Below are 15472 nucleotides of genomic sequence, written 5' to 3'. Positions count from 1 at the left end.
CCCTGAAGGCGCATCAGCAATTCGGGCCAGACGATGCCGTTCAGATCGACCGAAGGCGAGCCGGCACGCGACCGGTCAACGCCCGGTCGCGGTCTCACGTGCTTGATCGTCGGGTTGGCCGGGTTAGCCGGGACGGTCGGCACGGTCCTGATGACGCCGGGCTCACCCGATGCCGGCACTTGGCCCGACCGTTCCCGCCAGACCTCATATCGAGACCTGCTCGCCTTCGGTGCCGCGTTCCACGTCGTCCGGACACGAGCGGTCGACATGCCAACCGACGGCCGCTTGGTCGACGCGGCCATCGCCGGGATGGTTGCCTCGCTGGACCGGCATTCACGCTACCTGACGGCGACCGAGTTTCGCCGACTCGATGAGCAGAATACCGGGAGCTACGCCGGCATTGGCCTGGAAGTCGAGGCAGGTGGGCGGATTCGGAGCACGCTTCCAGGCGCCCCCGCGGCGCGAGCCGGCTTGAAGCCCGGGACCGTGATAGTGCGCATCGATGGCGACGCCGTAGAAGACCTCGGGGTCGACCAAGTCGCCGGCCGCTTGCGGGGCGAGCCGGGCTCCACGGTGCGACTGCGGATCGTGCAAGCAGAGGCGCCAGCCCCGGTCGAGGTGATCATGACCCGGGAATGGCTACCGCTGCACCCGATCCGCATACGGGTCTTCGATGCCATCGCCTATATCGGTGTCGATCACTTCGACGAGTTCACCATCGGCAGGCTGGTCAGCGCGATCGCGACCCTGATGGACCGCATCGGTCGGGACCGGCTCCGCGGCTTCGTGGTGGACGTACGCGGCAATCCAGGCGGCCTCGTGGTGCAGGCCGTTGCGGTGGCCGGAGCCTTCCTTGGGCACGGTGAGATCGTGCGCCTAGTCGGTCGCGGTCCCGACAAGGTCGAGCGGTTCGCGCTGGACGGGACGGGAGGTGACTTGATCGATGGACTTCCGCTCGTCCTGCTCGTGGATGGCGGCACGGCCTCCGCGGCCGAGATCGTCGCCGGAGCGCTCCAGGACCACCGACGCGCGACCGTCATCGGCACGCGCACCTACGGCAAGGGCGCCGTTCAGACCACTTACGCGCACCGGGACGGGCGCGGTCTGCGACTGACCACAGCCTGGGTCGTCACGCCCGCAGGCCGCAGCGTGGAAGGCAACGGCATCGAGCCCGACCGCGAAGTGCCGCCTGACGGAATGGCGGCGGAAGATGGCGGAAGACCGCCGGAGAGGCCGTACGGGAACGGCGGGTCCTTGCAGGACGGCATCGTGGAGGATGGCCTGATCGACCCGACGCGGGACCGGCAGTTGACCGCCAGCCTGAGGTATCTGCGGGCAGCCGGCCAGGGCGGCGGCTTGATCCAGCGCAACGACCCCATCGCCCGCCGATGATGTCGTCCGCCACGAGTGGAAGGCGATGGACCTGCCCCATGGAAATGACAGCGGCTCCGGTCCTCGCCCGGGACATCTCCTCGCTGCCGGACCAGCCGCCATCCGTGTCCGCCGCGGCTTTCTGGACGCGCGGATCCGAGGCGCTCTGCTCCGAGCTCGGGTGCGGGCTCGACGGGCTCGACTCCTCCGAAGCGGCGCGCCGGCTCGAACGCTACGGGCCGAACAGCGATGCCGGCGCGCGGGCTGATGGCGCGCTCCGAGCTGTGCTGCGCCGCCTGCTCGAACCGCTCGCCTTGATCCTGCTCACGGCCGGGCTCGTGTCGGTTGCGACCGGAGACGTCGTCGGGGGCGCGATCATCGTCGCCATCCTGGTGTTGTCCGTCGGTCTCGACACCGTGCAGGAGGGTCATGCGACGAGGGCGGCGGAGGCTCTGCGCCACGCGGTGGCGCTGAAGGCCGAGGTACGGCGCGACGGCCACTTCGTCGCCGTCCCGGTGGAACAGGTGGTCCCGGGCGACCTCCTGCGCGTTCGAGCAGGAGACATCGTTCCGGCAGACGCCGTCATCGTCGAGAGCGATGCGTTCACGGCCGCCGAAGCCGCGCTGACCGGTGAGCCCTACCCGGTCGAGAAGCGCCCCGGACCTGTGACGGCCTCCGAGCCGGCCGAGGCCTCGAACGCCCTCTTCCGCGGCGCCGTCGCCCAGACGGGCGAGGCGACCGCCCTCGTCGTCGCGACCGGTCGCTCCACGATGTTCGGCGCGGCAGCCTCGGCGCTGGTCGAGGCTCAGGCATCTTCGCCCTTCCAGCGTGACCTGCACGCGTTTGGGCTCGTCGTCGCCCGGCTCACCATCGGCTTGGTGCTCTCCGTCCTGGCGTTCCGTGTCGTCCTCGGCCGGCCGGTGCTCGATTCGCTCCTGTTCGCCGTGGCCCTCGCGGTCGGGCTGACCCCGGAGCTTCTGCCGATGGTCACCACCGTGACGCTCTCCCGGGGCGCGCTGCGCATGGCGGCGCGCAAGGTCATCGTGAAACGCCTGGCCGCCATCCACGACCTCGGCGCGATGACCGTGCTCTGCACCGACAAGACCGGGACGTTGACCTCCGCCGAGATCGCGTTGGCGCGCAGCCTCGACCCGGCGGGCCGGGACAATGCGCGGCCGGCGCGGCTCGCGGCCGTCGCCGCCGACCTCGGCGGCGACCGTGGTTCGCTCGACGCCGCCTTGGCCAAAGCCCATCCGAACGCCGGGCAGGGGTGGGGCCTCTCCGGCCGGCGGGCGTTCGACTACGGGCGCCGCACCGGGTCGGTCATCGCGCAGGGACCGGAAGGGACGCTGCTGATCCTCAAGGGCGCCCCGGAAGCCGTCCTCGCGCTGTGCACCGCGCGCCGTGCCGGCGAGCGGACGGAACTGATGACCCCGGCGGCGCGCGGCGAGGCCCTCGGGCAGGTCCGAACGCTGGCAGAAGACGGATTGCGCAGCATCACCGTCGCCTCGCGGGTTTGGTCCGGGCACGTGACACCGCCCGGAGGCACGGACGAGGTCAACCTCGTCTTTGAGGGGTTCTGTGCCTTCGCCGATCCGCCGAAACCCACGGCGGCGGCCGCCATCGCGCGGCTCGCGCGGGCGGGCGTGCGCCTGAAGATCCTGTCCGGCGACGACCCTGTGGTCGTGCGCCGTCTCGCAGGTCTCGTCGGGCTGCATGCCGGCACGGTTTTGTCCGGCCCCGAGGTCGCGGCGCTCAGCGACGCGGCCCTCGCGGTGCGGGTCCGGAAGGTGGACGCCTTCGGGCGGCTGACGCCCGACCAGAAGGCCCGCGTCGTGCGGGCGCTCCAGGCCAAGGGCGCCGTAGTCGGCTTCCTGGGCGACGGCATCAACGACGCGCCCGGCCTCGCGCAGGCCGACATCGGCCTTTCGGTCGACGGCGCGACCGGTGTGGCCCAGGCCGCCGCCGACATGATCCTGCTCGCCTCCGACCTAGAGGTCGTCGCCGACGGCGTCGCGGAGGGACGGCGGACCTTTGCCAACATCCTCAAGTACGTCCGCATGGGGGCGAGCTCGAACTTCGGCAACATGCTCTCCATGGCGGTCGCCTCGGTGGCGCTGCCGTTCCTGCCGATGCTGCCGACGCAGATCCTCCTCAACAACCTGCTCTACGACCTCTCGGAGGTCGGCATCCCGTTCGACCGGGTGGCCTCGTCCGCGACCGCCAGGCCCCAGGTCTGGGACATGGCGAACGTACTCCGTTTCGCCGCGGTGATGGGGCCGCTGTCGTCGCTGTTCGACCTCCTGACCTTCGGTGTGCTGCTCCTCGTCTTCGGCGCCTCGGCCGAGGAGTTCCGCACGGCCTGGTTCCTGGAGTCGATGGCGACGCAGATCCTGGTGATCTTCGTCATCCGGACAAACGGGCATCCCTGGGAGGACCGTCCGAGCGCGGCGTTGGTTGGTTCATCGCTCGCAGCCCTCGGGGCCGCGTTGGCCCTTCCGTTCTCGCCGCTGGGGAGCTGGTTCGGCTTCCAGATCCCAGACCTGCCGACCCTGCTCGCCATCGGGCTGATCACCGTCGTGTACCTGGCGGCGGTCGAGGCCGTGAAATCATGGGTCGTCCGCCCGCGGCACCACGCGCAGGGCCGACGTCCGGGAGCTTGATCTGCCTCAAGGCTGGCCGCCGGGACCGGTCGAAAGATAGCTGATCGGCCGCCGGTCCGGTCCGGCGCTGCACCGGGTTGGAGGCTTCCATGACCACGACGTTCGACGAGCGCGAGCGGGCCGCCGAGCGCCGCTTCGTCCAGGAGGAGGAGGCGCGCTTTCACGCCCGCAACCGGCGCAACCGGCTCCTGGCGACCTGGGCCTGTGAACGGATGCGCCTGACCGGCACGGCGGCCGAGGGTTACGTCACGTCCTTCTCGGAGGGCGCGGTCGTCACCGACGACGACACGCTGATCGCGAGGCTTCAAACCGACCTGAAGGCGGCCGGCATCGAGGCGACGGTAGATCGCTTGAGCACGGAGATGACCCGGTGCGCCGCGCTGGCACAGGCCGAGCGGCGCGTCGGAGTTGCGCTGGATCAAGGCTCCTCCGGCTAGGCCGCGCAGGATCGACCCAACCATTCCTGCCACCCGGCACGAATCGGAGAGACGACATGAGGAAGGACGCCATGACCGACAAGGATCTGCGCCGCGACGTGCCCGACGAGCTCGACTTCGACCCCAGCCTAGATGCCGGCGCCGTCGGCGTGGCCGTCTCGGAAGGCGTGGTGACCCTGACCGGCCACGTCGGCAGCTACGCCGAGAAGGTCGAGGCCGAGCGCGCCGTTCGCCGGGTCAGGGGCGTGCGCGCCATCGCCCAGGAGATCGAGGTCCGCTACGCCGACGACAAGAAGGTCGCCGACGACCAGATCGCCGCGCGGGCGCTGGCCATCATCGACTGGTCGGTGCACCTCCCGAAGCAGGCCATTCAGGTGAAGGTCGCCGGCGGCTGGGTCACGCTGACTGGCACGGTGGACTGGCAGTACCAAATGGCGGGCGCCGAGGCGGCGGTGCGGAAGCTGTCGGGCGTCCACGGCGTGACCAACCTCGTCGAGGTCAGGCCGCGGGTTCCGCCGACGGCGGTCAAGGACAAGATCTTGGAGGCGTTCAGGCGCAGCGTCATGTTCGAGGCCGACGGGATCAAGGTCACCGTCTCGGGCGACAAGGTCACGTTGGAGGGCGCCGTATCGGCCTGGGCGGAGCGGGACGCCGCCGAGCGTGCGGCCTGGTCGGTCCCGGGCGTGCGTGCCGTCGAGGACCGCATCGTCGCCCTGAGTTGAGGAGAGCGGCCCTGTTCCACGGCACGTGCTCGCGTGGTGGCTCCTGGAGGGAGACGAAGGCCACGGCGCTATCGCTCCCGTTGGGCGTCGCGGGCATCCTCCTTGGCTTTTGTGTCCCGCTACCGGTGCTCGGACAAGACGCCGACGGCTCGGGATCGAACCGGGTTGCGTCGAGCCGCTCCGATTACGTGACCAAGAGCGGCGAGACGGTGCCGCGGCCGGACAAGCTCGACCTCGGGCCGGGCAGGGACATCCAGCGGCGGACGCCCGAACAGGAGCGCGACGATGCGGTCACGCGGGGCATCTGTGCCGGTTGCCTACGCTGACACCGGCCCTTCGTCCGCGCCACGGCCGCGGCGCCACATCGAGGATCCGCCTGACAGGTGCTCTGCGTCCGGTTTTCGGGACGCACATCGTTCTGAAACGAGGAGGCTCACAATGGCTCATGGAACGCATGGAGCGGACGCCATCGCCCCGGGTGTGGTACCGCGTACGGGCAAACCGAGCGCACCCGCCACGCTGCAGCGCGTGACCCTGATGCTGGCGCGCTGCCCGGAGCATCCGGACGGCAGCGGCGGACGGGGCTACGAGATCGTGGCACCGCTCGGACCGGACGGCCACCTCGACGCGACGCTGTGGCGGGAAACCCGGGACCATTGCCGCGCTCGGCGGTTCTGGATCGGCGAGTGCGACCGGCATGGCCGGCTCGTGCACCGCGCCGGCGGCGAGGGCGGCGCGACCTGGCTGATCGACTATGATAACCGCACCGACGAGGACGACGAGCCCGGCTATCGTCTTGGAACCCATGCCTTCGTCGAGGGCGAATACGTCTCGATCCGCGATGCCGGTGACGGGACTGAGCGCACCTTCCGCGTCGCCCACGTCAGCCGCGTCGAGGCAAGGATCAAGTCATGACGCGAGGGTCGTCGGACCTTCCGGCGCGCCCTCCGTCCTCGGAGTTTGAGCTCGCCGGGAATACCTTGCTGACGCTCTGGCGCACGTTCTGGCTCGACCTCCCGCTGGCCTGGGCAAGCGAAGTCGACCGGCTTCTGTACCGATGCATACAGCCTGCGGATATCGAGGACCGTCTTCTCGGCCTCGATGTCGGAAACGCAGATCGTATCGACCAAGTCCAGGACAGCCAGCGTCAGTGACTGCAGAACCTGGTTCCGAACTCGGTCAGGCTATGCAATCGACATTGATCGTCAAGCCAGGTGCGATGGTGTCCAGCATAGTGTGGAGGGTCGGGAAAGCCTTGCGCACCCATGATGGCCTGCTTCGGCCTGCCCCGACGGATATCCAACCGGCATTGGACCGGCCGAGACGGATGGTGCTCCCGACCATGATTTTTTGATTCATCGCAAGGCGCGAGGGCATCGCGCCGCCAACCTGCCATCCGTCCTGTGGAACCGGGGGCGCACATGTCCAACACCGATGGGGATACGCGTTCGAGGCCGGGCCAAGCGGCGGCACCGGACAGAGGTGATGCCGCGCAATCGACTCCAGCCTCGACGCGCCCACCGACAGTCTTGCGAGACCCGCAATCGCGCAACGGTAAGACGGCAAGCGAACGTGCCCGCGTTTCAGGCGTGGATTGGACCTTGAGCCTCAGGCGCAGGCTGGACCGGTGCGGTGTCTCGGCCCCGGAGATCGACGCCCTCGCCGCGTCCGTATCCCGGGTCGCAACGATCGAGGCCGACCGGGAGATATTACGCGAGGACGACGTTACGGCTCAATGCCGGATTCTTCTGGATGGCTGGACTTGTAAGTACATCCCCCTGGAGACCTTCAGACCGCAGATCCTGAGCCTACAAATCCCGGGCGACTTCCTTGACCTGCAGGGCCTTTTTCGACGGCGGATGGATCACGTGGTCGCTTCGCTCACGCCATGTCGCATCGGCGTCATCCCGCATGATGCCTTCAAACGCCTGATGGAGCGGCATCCGCGCATCGGCCGCATGGTGCAGCTCGAAGCAGTCGTCGAGTTGGCCACGGCCCGTCGCTGGCTCCTGAACGCCGGCCATCGCCAAGCGTACGAGGGGATGGCGCACCTGATCTGCGAGCTCTTCACGCGGGCGGCAGCCGCCGGCTTGGCCGAGGCGTCCCGATTCCCCATGCCGTTGACGCAGACGGAACTCGGCAGCGCCCTCGGACTGCCGTCGGTCCATGCCAACCGTATCGTGAAAAGGCTTGCCTCGGCCAAGCTCATGTCGTGGCGAGGCCGGTGGATCACCATAGAAGACTGGGATGGGTTGACGGAGGTCGCCGAATTCGACCCCGCCTACCTCAAGCCGGAGCACGCGGCGCTCTGATCGAAGAGGTCGGGGTCCACCGACGATGCGTCGGCGAGCGGCGCGCTTACAGCGGCTCGAGCACATCGGTCACCGACAGGGCGATCTCGCGCTCCTCGTTCGCGGGCGCGATGCGAACCGAGACCGCCGAGCCGGACGCCTCGATCATCGCCTCGCCGCCGGCATTGGCTTCTTCGTCGAGGCTGACGCCAGCGAAGGACAGCCCGCGGCAGATGGCGGCGCGAACCTGCACGGCGTGCTCGCCGATGCCGCCCGTGAAGACCAGGGTGTCGACGCCGCCGAGGGTGGCGATGAGCGAGCCTGCCTCCCGCACGATCCGGTAGGTGAACAGATCCAGGGCCTCGCGCGCGGCCGAAGCGTCGCTCGCCTCCAAGACCCGCACATCGTCGCTTATGCCGGAGACGCCGAGGAGGCCCGACCGCTCGTTCAGGAGATCGGCCACCGCGTCGGCTGACAGGCCGCGCTCCCGGATCAGGTACAGAACGAGGCCCGGGTCGACCGCCCCGCTGCGGGTACCCATCATCAGCCCGTCGAGCGTGGTGAAGCCCATCGTCGTGGCGACGCTTCGCCCGTCCCGGATCGCGCACAGGCTCGCCCCGTGCCCGAGATGGGCGGCCAAGATCCGCCCGTGCGGAAGCGTTCGGGCGAGATGGGCGTAGGACAGTCCGTGGAAGCCGAAGCGCACGAGCCCCTCGTCGATAAAGGCGCGCGGCAGCGGGTAGAGTTGGGCCAACCGGTCCTGCGTCCGATGGAAGGCGGTGTCGAAGCAGGCGACCTGCGGCAGATCCGGCCAGACCTCCCCGACCGCGCGGATGCAGGCGAGCGCCTGCGGCTGGTGCGCGGGCGCGAGCGGAATAAGCGCTTCAAGAGCCGCGAGGATCTCCGCGTCGAGCCGCACCGGCGCTGCGAGATGCAAGCCGCCATGGACGACGCGGTGTCCCACCGCGGTCGGTGCCGCGGGAAGTCGCACGAACAGCCAGCGGGCGACGGCGGCATGGTCACCCGCTGGTGGGCGCTCACCCCCGACGGCGGCGCCGTCGACGGAGAGCCTTGGATCATGCCCGATCTCGGCGACGTGCGCTCGCCACGCCGGCTCGTCGGCGCCCGGCCGGAAAAGGGCGCAGCGCAGGCTGGAGGAACCGGCGTTGAGCACGAGGATCATCGCCCGGCCTCAGGTCACGACCGTCCACCCGTCCACCGTCCCCGCCTGCCCAGGCTTGGCCGTGTCGGTCGGGCCGCACTGCATGATGTCGCCCTCGATCCGGCGGTCGCGATCCTCGGGGGCGCGCCGTTCAGGCCATGTCCAATCCCGCACTCCAGGCAGGTCGTCGCCGGTTCGGCGAACATGCTCGCGATGGGTGGCCAGCGCCTCGCGAAGCGCCTCCTCGGCGTGCTCGGCCCGTGCGCCCAGTCGCGGGACGGCCCGGATCGCGGCCTGGGCGAGATGATAGCGGTCGAGCCGGTTCAACACGCACATGTCGAAGGGCGTCGTGGTCGTGCCCTCCTCAATGAAGCCATGGACGTGGAAGTTGCCGTGGTTCGTCCGCTTGTAGGTCAGCCGGTGAATGAGCCACGGATAGCCGTGGTAGGCGAACACCACCGGCCGGTCGCGCGTGAACAGGCTGTCGAAGATCGGGTCGTCGAGACCGTGCGGATGCGTCTCGGGCGCCGGCAGCGTCATCAGGTCGACCACGTTTACGACCCGGACCCTGAGTTCCGGGACGTGCCGGCGCAGCCAATCCACCGCGGCGAGCGTTTCCATCGTCGGCACGTCGCCCGCGCAGGCCATCACAACGTCGGGCTCCGTGTCCCCCTCGTTCGAGGCCCAGTCCCAAATGTCGATGCCGGCCGCGCAGTGCGTGACGGCCTCGTCCAGGGTCAGCCACTGCAGCGCCGGCTGCTTGCCGGCCACGACGACGTTGATGCGGTCATAGGTTCGCAGGCAGTGATCCGTGACGCACAGCAGGGTGTTCGCGTCCGGCGGCAGGTAGATCCGCGCCGTATCCCCGCGCTTGTTCGCCACGAAGTCGATAAAGCCCGGATCCTGGTGGCTGAAGCCGTTGTGGTCCTGCCGCCAGACGTGGGACGAGAGCAAGATGTTCAGGGATGGCACCGGTCGTCGCCAGGGCAGGTCGCGCGAGGACTTGAGCCACTTGGCGTGCTGGTTCACCATCGAATCGACGACGTGGGCGAAGGCCTCGTAGGTCGCGAACAGGCCGTGCCGGCCCGTGAGCAGGTAGCCTTCGAGCCAGCCCTCGCAGAGGTGCTCGCTCAGCACCTCCATGACCCGGCCGTCGCGCTGAAGGTGGTCGTCGCCCGGCAGGGTCGCATCCTGCCAGACGCGCCCCGTCACGTCGAACACCGCGTCAAGCCGGTTCGAGCTGGTCTCATCGGGACCCATGATCCGGAAGTTGCGGGCGTCCTTGTTCAGGGACAGGACCTCCCGCAGGTAGCCGCCGAGCGTGCGGGTGGCCTCGGCTCGGGAGCGGCCAGGTCCCGGCACGGGGACGGCGAAGTCCATGGGGTCCGGCAGCCGCAAGGGCGCGCTCTTATGCGCGTTGGCGTGCGGGTTGGCCGAGATGCGCCGCGGCCCCTTCGGCGCCAGGGTGGCGAGTTCCGGAACGAGCGAGCCGTCCTCGTCGAACAGCTCCTCCGGTCGGTAGGAGCGCATCCAGGCTTCCAGGATCGCGCGGTGCTCCGGGTTCTCCCGCGTGGCCGCGACGGGAACCTGATGCGAGCGCCAAGTTCCCTCGACCGGCTTGCCGTCAACGGCCTTCGGTCCCGTCCAACCCTTGGGGCTGCGCAGCACGATCATCGGCCAGCGCGGTCGCCGGGCCTCGCCGCAGCGCGCGGAGTGCCGGATGGCTGCGATCTCGTCGAGGACCGCGTCGAGGGCCGTCGCCATGGCCTGGTGCATGCCGGCCGGCTCGTCGCCCTCGACGAAGGTCGGCTCGTAGCCGTACCCGACGAGAAGGCTGCGAAGCTCATCCGCGGGCATCCGGGCGAGGAGCGTCGGGTTGGCGATCTTATAGCCGTTGAGGTGCAGGATCGGCAGTACGGCTCCATCGGTGGTCGGATTCAGGAACTTGTTGGAGTGCCACGACGCGGCGAGCGGCCCCGTCTCCGCCTCGCCGTCGCCGACCACGCAGGCGACGATCAGGCCGGGGTTGTCCAGGGCAGCGCCGAAAGCATGGGCCAGGGAATAGCCGAGCTCGCCGCCCTCGTGGATGGAGCCGGGCAGCTCCGGCGAGGCGTGGCTCGGTATGCCCCCGGGAAACGAGAACTGCCTGAACAGGCGCTCCATCCCCTCCGCGTCCCGCGCAACGTCGGGGTAGATCTCGCTGTAGGTGCCCTCCAGGTAGGCGTTGGCGACGAGCCCCGGCGCGCCGTGACCCGGCCCCCACACCGCGATCATGTCGAGGTCGCGCTGCCGGATGACCCGGTTCAGGTGGACGTAGATGAAGTTGAGGCCCGGTGTCGTGCCCCAGTGGCCGAGAAGCCTTGGCTTGACGTGCTCGGGCCTGAGCGGTTCGCGCAGGAGCGGGTTGGCCATGAGGTAGATCTGGCCGACCGACAGGTAGTTCGCGGCCCGCCAGTAGGCGTCGATCCGCTGCAGGCTGTCGGGTCCGAGTGGCCCCGGCACGAAGGCCAGGTCGTGACCGTCGTCCGCACGGCCGCCATCGCGGCGTTCCTGGCGGGTCTTCGTCGGCTCGCGCCTCGCGTCCATGTCGGCCTCCCGGCTGCGGATCCCGGACGACCGTGCAGGCAGCCGAGGCTAGCGGCGTTGAGCTGGATCAAGGCGGCTCCCCGGAAGGCCGGCAGGATGCCTTCCGTCAGCAGGACGGGAGCGAACGATGGCCCTGGTGCTTCGAACCACCTTCATCACGACGGTACGCCGCGCGCGGGTGCCGGTCATGCTGGCACCGACGAACGACTCCGAACCCCGGGTCGTCACGGACGCGGCGCGCTACCGGTCCATCGGCAGCCTGCAGGCGCTGGCGCTCGCCATCGCGGCCTCGGTGGTGACGCCGGCGCTGCTTTGGCTGGCTCTCTGAAAAAAATCCCGGCGAATCGAGGAGACCCGCGATGGACGACATCAGCGTACGCCGTCAGGTGCTCGACGAATTGGAATACGCCCCCATGGTCGACGCGGCGCAGATCGGCGTCGCGGTCGACGACGGCGTCGTGACGCTGACCGGCCACGTCCGTAACTACGCCGAGAAGAGCATCGCCGAGCGCGTCACACTCCGGGTGCGCGGCGTCCGGGCCGTGATCGAGCGGATTGAGGTGCGGTATCCGAAAAATCCGCGCGTCGGCGACGAGGCCCTGGCCGAGCGGTGCGCCCGGGTACTGGAGTGGGACGTGCAGATCCCGGAGCGGTCGGTCTCGCTCAAGGTCGAGAAGGGCTGCGTCACGCTCGAAGGATGCGTGCCGCACTACCACCAGAAGGCGGCGGTCGATAAGGCGCTGCGGCGGCTCGCCGGCGTCACCGACATCGTCAACCTCATCGCGGTGAAGCCGCATGTCCGACCCACCGAGGTCAAGGACAGGATCCTCGCCGCCCTGAGGCGCAGCGCCCGGGATCCCGACACCATTCGCGTCCACGTGGACGGGGACAAGGTTATCCTGGACGGCTGCGTCGACGTCTGGAGCGAGCGCAAGCTCGCCGAGCGTGCCGCGTGGTCGGCGCCCGGCGTCCGCGCCGTCGAGGACCGCCTGACGCTCGCATGACAGGGAGTTGCCGATGCTGGCGATGGTCCTGCAGGAGATCGGCGGTCCCCTCGTGCCGGAGGAGAGGCCCGACCCAATTCCCGGCCCCGGCGAGGTCCGCATCCGGGTTGAGGCCTGCGCGGTCTGCCGGACCGACCTCCACGTCATCGACGGCGAGCTTCCGCAGGCCGTCTACCCCATCGTGCCCGGCCACGAGGTCGTCGGCATCGTCGAGGCCGTCGGCGAAGGCGTGACCGATCCGGCCCCGGGTCAACGCGTCGGGGTGCCCTGGCTCGGGCACGCCTGCGGCCACTGCCGCTACTGTAAAACCGACCGGGAGAACCTGTGCAATGCCCCCGGCTTCACCGGCTGCACCCGCGACGGCGGGTTCGCCACCCATCTCTTGGCCGAGGCCGCCTTCACCATCCCGCTCGACACAAGCCTGGACCCGGTCGCGACAGCGCCGCTCCTCTGCGCAGGGCTGATCGGTTGGCACACGCTGCGGATGGCGGAGGACGCCGACACTGTGGGGCTCTACGGCTTCGGGGCGGCCGCGCACATCGTCGCCCAGGTCTGCCGGTGGCAGGGCCGCCGCGTGTTCGCGCTCACCCGACCCGGCGACCGGAAAGCCCAGGACTTCGCCCGCTCCCTTGGGGCGGAATGGGCCGGCGGGTCGGACGAGGCGCCGCCCGAGCCGCTGGACGCGGCCTTGATCTTCGCACCCGACGGCCGGCTGGTGCCGACCGCGCTCGCGGAGTTGCGCAAGGGTGGATGCGTGGTCTGTGGCGGCATCCACATGAGCGACATCCCGCGCTTCCCCTACGAACTGCTCTGGGAGGAGCGGTCGGTGCGCTCGGTGGCGAACGCCACCCGCGCGGATGCGCGCGGCTTCTTCGAGCTCGTGCCGCGGGCCGGCATCGTCACCCGCACGCGCACGTTCCCGCTCGTCCAGGCCAACGCGGCGATCGCCGCCCACCGGTCCGGCGCCCTTCAGGGCGCCGCCGTTCTCGTGCCCTGAACCGGTCTCGTCCGCTGCATTTGGACTGCCCATCGAGTGCCCTTGCGATGGATCAAGGTCGTCCCCGCGAACCGGGGCCAGAGTACCTCCATCGCGCCGGCAGCCCGGCCAAGGGAGGTGGTCATGAAGATCTCCAACATCATGGTCTCGGTCGACCTCGGGCCCGCGGCGGCGGACCGAGTCCAATTGGCGGCCGGCCTCGCCCAACAGTTCGGGTCCAAGCTGACGGGCGTCGCCGCACGTCCGGTCCTCGGACCCATGCCGGTCGGCGACATGCTGGAGGTCGAGCGTGTCTGGGCCCTTGAGGAGCGCCTGACCGATGAGCAGCTCGCGGAGGCCAAAGCGCTTTTCGAGCGCGAGGCTGGGCAGGCGCCTAAGACGAGCTGGCGCTCCGCACCGACCGATCCGTTGGCTTTCCTCGGTGCGCAGGCGCGCACCGCCGACCTCGTGGTCGTCGGCCGGCAGGGACCTGCGGACGGTGATGCCGGTCCGATGGCGGTCTCCACCGGGGGGCTGCTGATGGAGGTGGGGCGTCCGGTGCTGGTGGTCCCGCCGGGCATCGAGCACCTCGCGGTCAAGCGGGTCGTGGTGGCTTGGAAGGATACGCCCGAGGCCCGTCGAGCCCTTCACGACGCTTTACCGTTCTTGAGACAGACCGAGCAGCTTTGCGCGGTGGCCGTGGGACCGGACGCGCAGCACGTGGGCGCCGAGGGCGCGGCCGAGTACCTGTCCGGGCACGGAATCAAGGCCACGACCCACCTGCTGCGCAAGCCGGAGATCGGCCCCGCCGACGAGATCCTTCGGTTCGCCGGGCGGGAGGACGCGGACCTCATCGTGATGGGCGCCTACGGTCATAGCCGGCTGCGCGAGTGGGCCTTCGGCGGCGCCACCCGCGAAGTCCTGCAATCGACCCCCGTCTGCTGCCTGATGAGCCACTGATGCGCTCGGCGACCACCATCCACGCGGGCGCTCTGGTGCTGCTGTCCATCCTTATCGGCACCGGCTCCGCCCAGGCCTGGGACCGGCAGGTCAAGCAGGGCGAGTCCCTCGCCAGGACCAACTGTGCCCGCTGCCACGCCGTCGGACGTGTCGGGGCGAGCCCGCTGCGCGCTGCACCTCCCTTCCGCGAACTGCACAAGCGCTACCCCGTCGAGGATCTCGGCGAGGCGCTCACGGAAGGCATCCGCACCGGTCATCCGAGCATGCCCGAGTTCCGGTTCGACCCTGACCAGGCGCAGGACCTGATCGCCTACATGAAGTCGCTCGAACGCTGAGGGAGAGTCTCGATGTACCTCCGCTGTCTTCTCGTCCCCACAGCCCCGGGCATCGATGTCACCCGCCGCCTGGACGCAGCCCTTCGCCTTGGGCGGCGCCTGCACGCGCACATTGGGGTCGCCTTCATGGCGCCGGACCCGGGTTACGTCATGGCCAGCATGGCCGGCATGGTCGGCATCGCCAGTTTGGCCAGCGTCATGCCGATGGACTGCGCGACCATCGAGGCCATCGAGCGGGGCGTGCGCGAGGCCGCGGCCGAAGGCAAGGCGGCCCTGGAAGCCTGGTGCGGACGCGAGGGCGTTCCGCTGGTCGCCAAGACCGAGCGCCTGGACGCCACTTTCGCGACCTGGACGGAGCTGTCGGGCGAGGTCGAGCCGCTCCTGACGCTGGCCGGGCGAGTGAACGACTTGATCATCGTCGACCGACCCGATCCGGCGCGCTCGTTCACCGGGAGGGCGCTCGACACGGCCCTGTTCTCGGTCGGACGACCGACGCTGATGGTTGGCGAGGTAGTCCCGTACGACCTCCTCGAACACGTCGTGATCGCCTGGAACGGCAGTCTCGAAGCGGCACGCCTGATCGGGCAATCCATCACGCTGCTGCACGAGGCCGCCCGCGTCACGGTCGTGCATGCGAGGACGGAACGCTTCGAGGAAACGCGGGCCGCGGACCTGTGCGCCTACCTGCGCTGGCACGGCATCGTGGCCGAGGCCGTCACCCTGCCGGTCGGGGATGGGATCTCGGTCGGCGCGGCCATCCTGGACGAGGCCGAGCGCCGGAACGCCTCCTTGCTGGCGATAGGTGCCTACACCCACAGCCGCGTGCGCGAGTTCCTGCTCGGTGGCGTCACCCGGCATGTGGTCGAGCACGCGCGCATCCCGGTACTCATGGCCCACTGACGTATCGCGCTTGCAGGACGGCCTTTCCGGGGTTGGCCCGTCGCGAGACCTCGGCGGCCCCGCTC

15 protein-coding genes are annotated in these 15472 nt (G+C 69.6%); 13 read left to right on the top strand and 2 right to left on the bottom strand.

What is annotated here, in order from left to right; all coding sequences use genetic code 11:
• The first annotated feature begins 102 nt into the window (after positions 1-102).
• From BM419_RS24905 to BM419_RS24870, 7 genes are all read left to right on the top strand, one after another.
• On the top strand, positions 103-1392 hold the full coding sequence (locus BM419_RS24905) for a S41 family peptidase (RefSeq protein ID WP_244540850.1): 1290 nt from the start codon (positions 103-105) through the stop codon (positions 1390-1392).
• 38 nt (positions 1393-1430) lie between these two features.
• Positions 1431-4034 (top strand): magnesium-translocating P-type ATPase, encoded by a 2604-nt coding sequence (gene mgtA / locus BM419_RS24900; RefSeq protein WP_091927980.1) that lies wholly within the window; start codon positions 1431-1433, stop codon positions 4032-4034.
• Positions 4035-4123: 89 nt separating this feature from the next.
• On the top strand, positions 4124-4471 hold the full coding sequence (locus tag BM419_RS24895) for a DUF1476 domain-containing protein (protein ID WP_091927979.1): 348 nt from the start codon (positions 4124-4126) through the stop codon (positions 4469-4471).
• Between the two features lie 71 nt (positions 4472-4542).
• On the top strand, positions 4543-5193 hold the full coding sequence (locus tag BM419_RS24890) for a BON domain-containing protein (RefSeq protein ID WP_091927978.1): 651 nt from the start codon (positions 4543-4545) through the stop codon (positions 5191-5193).
• A gap of 438 nt (positions 5194-5631) precedes the next feature.
• A complete protein-coding gene (locus BM419_RS24880) occupies positions 5632-6108 on the top strand; it encodes a hypothetical protein (RefSeq protein WP_175556367.1) in 477 nt (158 codons plus the stop codon).
• Positions 6109-6173: 65 nt separating this feature from the next.
• Complete coding sequence (locus BM419_RS32575; protein ID WP_175556366.1) at positions 6174-6347, top strand: hypothetical protein; 174 nt, start codon at positions 6174-6176, stop codon at positions 6345-6347.
• Positions 6348-6794: 447 nt separating this feature from the next.
• The gene (locus BM419_RS24870) at positions 6795-7505 is read left to right on the top strand and encodes a Crp/Fnr family transcriptional regulator (RefSeq protein ID WP_175556365.1); all 711 of its coding nucleotides are present in this window, start codon (positions 6795-6797) and stop codon (positions 7503-7505) included.
• 46 nt (positions 7506-7551) lie between these two features.
• Here BM419_RS24870 and BM419_RS24865 read toward each other — a convergent pair whose 3' ends face one another.
• Together BM419_RS24865 and BM419_RS24860 are read right to left on the bottom strand one after the other, a co-directional pair.
• Positions 7552-8667 carry an acetate/propionate family kinase gene (locus tag BM419_RS24865; protein WP_091927974.1) on the bottom strand — a complete coding sequence of 372 codons (1116 nt, stop codon included), beginning with the start codon at positions 8665-8667 and terminating at the stop codon, positions 7552-7554.
• A gap of 9 nt (positions 8668-8676) precedes the next feature.
• Positions 8677-11232: a phosphoketolase family protein gene (locus tag BM419_RS24860; RefSeq protein ID WP_091927973.1), complete on the bottom strand. Its 2556-nt coding sequence runs from the start codon at positions 11230-11232 to the stop codon at positions 8677-8679.
• A 127-nt stretch (positions 11233-11359) separates the two neighbouring features.
• Between BM419_RS24860 and BM419_RS24855 the strand changes: the two genes are divergently transcribed.
• From BM419_RS24855 to BM419_RS24830, 6 genes are all read left to right on the top strand, one after another.
• Complete coding sequence (locus BM419_RS24855) at positions 11360-11560, top strand: hypothetical protein (protein ID WP_091682911.1); 201 nt, start codon at positions 11360-11362, stop codon at positions 11558-11560.
• 31 nt (positions 11561-11591) lie between these two features.
• Entirely contained in the window at positions 11592-12236 is a 645-nt protein-coding gene (locus BM419_RS24850) for a BON domain-containing protein (protein ID WP_091927972.1), read from the top strand.
• A 13-nt stretch (positions 12237-12249) separates the two neighbouring features.
• Positions 12250-13233, top strand: a complete 984-nt coding sequence (locus BM419_RS24845) for a zinc-dependent alcohol dehydrogenase family protein (protein ID WP_091927971.1) — start codon at positions 12250-12252, stop codon at positions 13231-13233.
• 123 nt (positions 13234-13356) lie between these two features.
• Positions 13357-14172, top strand: coding sequence for a universal stress protein (locus BM419_RS24840; protein WP_091927970.1), 816 nt, complete (start codon positions 13357-13359; stop codon positions 14170-14172).
• Positions 14172-14507 carry a c-type cytochrome gene (locus BM419_RS24835; RefSeq protein ID WP_091927969.1) on the top strand — a complete coding sequence of 112 codons (336 nt, stop codon included), beginning with the start codon at positions 14172-14174 and terminating at the stop codon, positions 14505-14507. The genes BM419_RS24840 and BM419_RS24835 overlap by 1 nt, the downstream gene beginning before the upstream one ends.
• Positions 14508-14519: 12 nt before the next feature.
• On the top strand, positions 14520-15407 hold the full coding sequence (locus tag BM419_RS24830) for a universal stress protein (RefSeq protein ID WP_091927968.1): 888 nt from the start codon (positions 14520-14522) through the stop codon (positions 15405-15407).
• Positions 15408-15472 lie beyond the last annotated feature (65 nt).

Source organism: Methylobacterium sp. yr668 (assembly GCF_900116245.1).
Taxonomy (GTDB): Bacteria; Pseudomonadota; Alphaproteobacteria; order Rhizobiales; family Beijerinckiaceae; genus Methylobacterium.
Note: the sequence above shows the minus strand (reverse complement) of the source record. Positions and strands in the feature narration are given on the sequence as shown.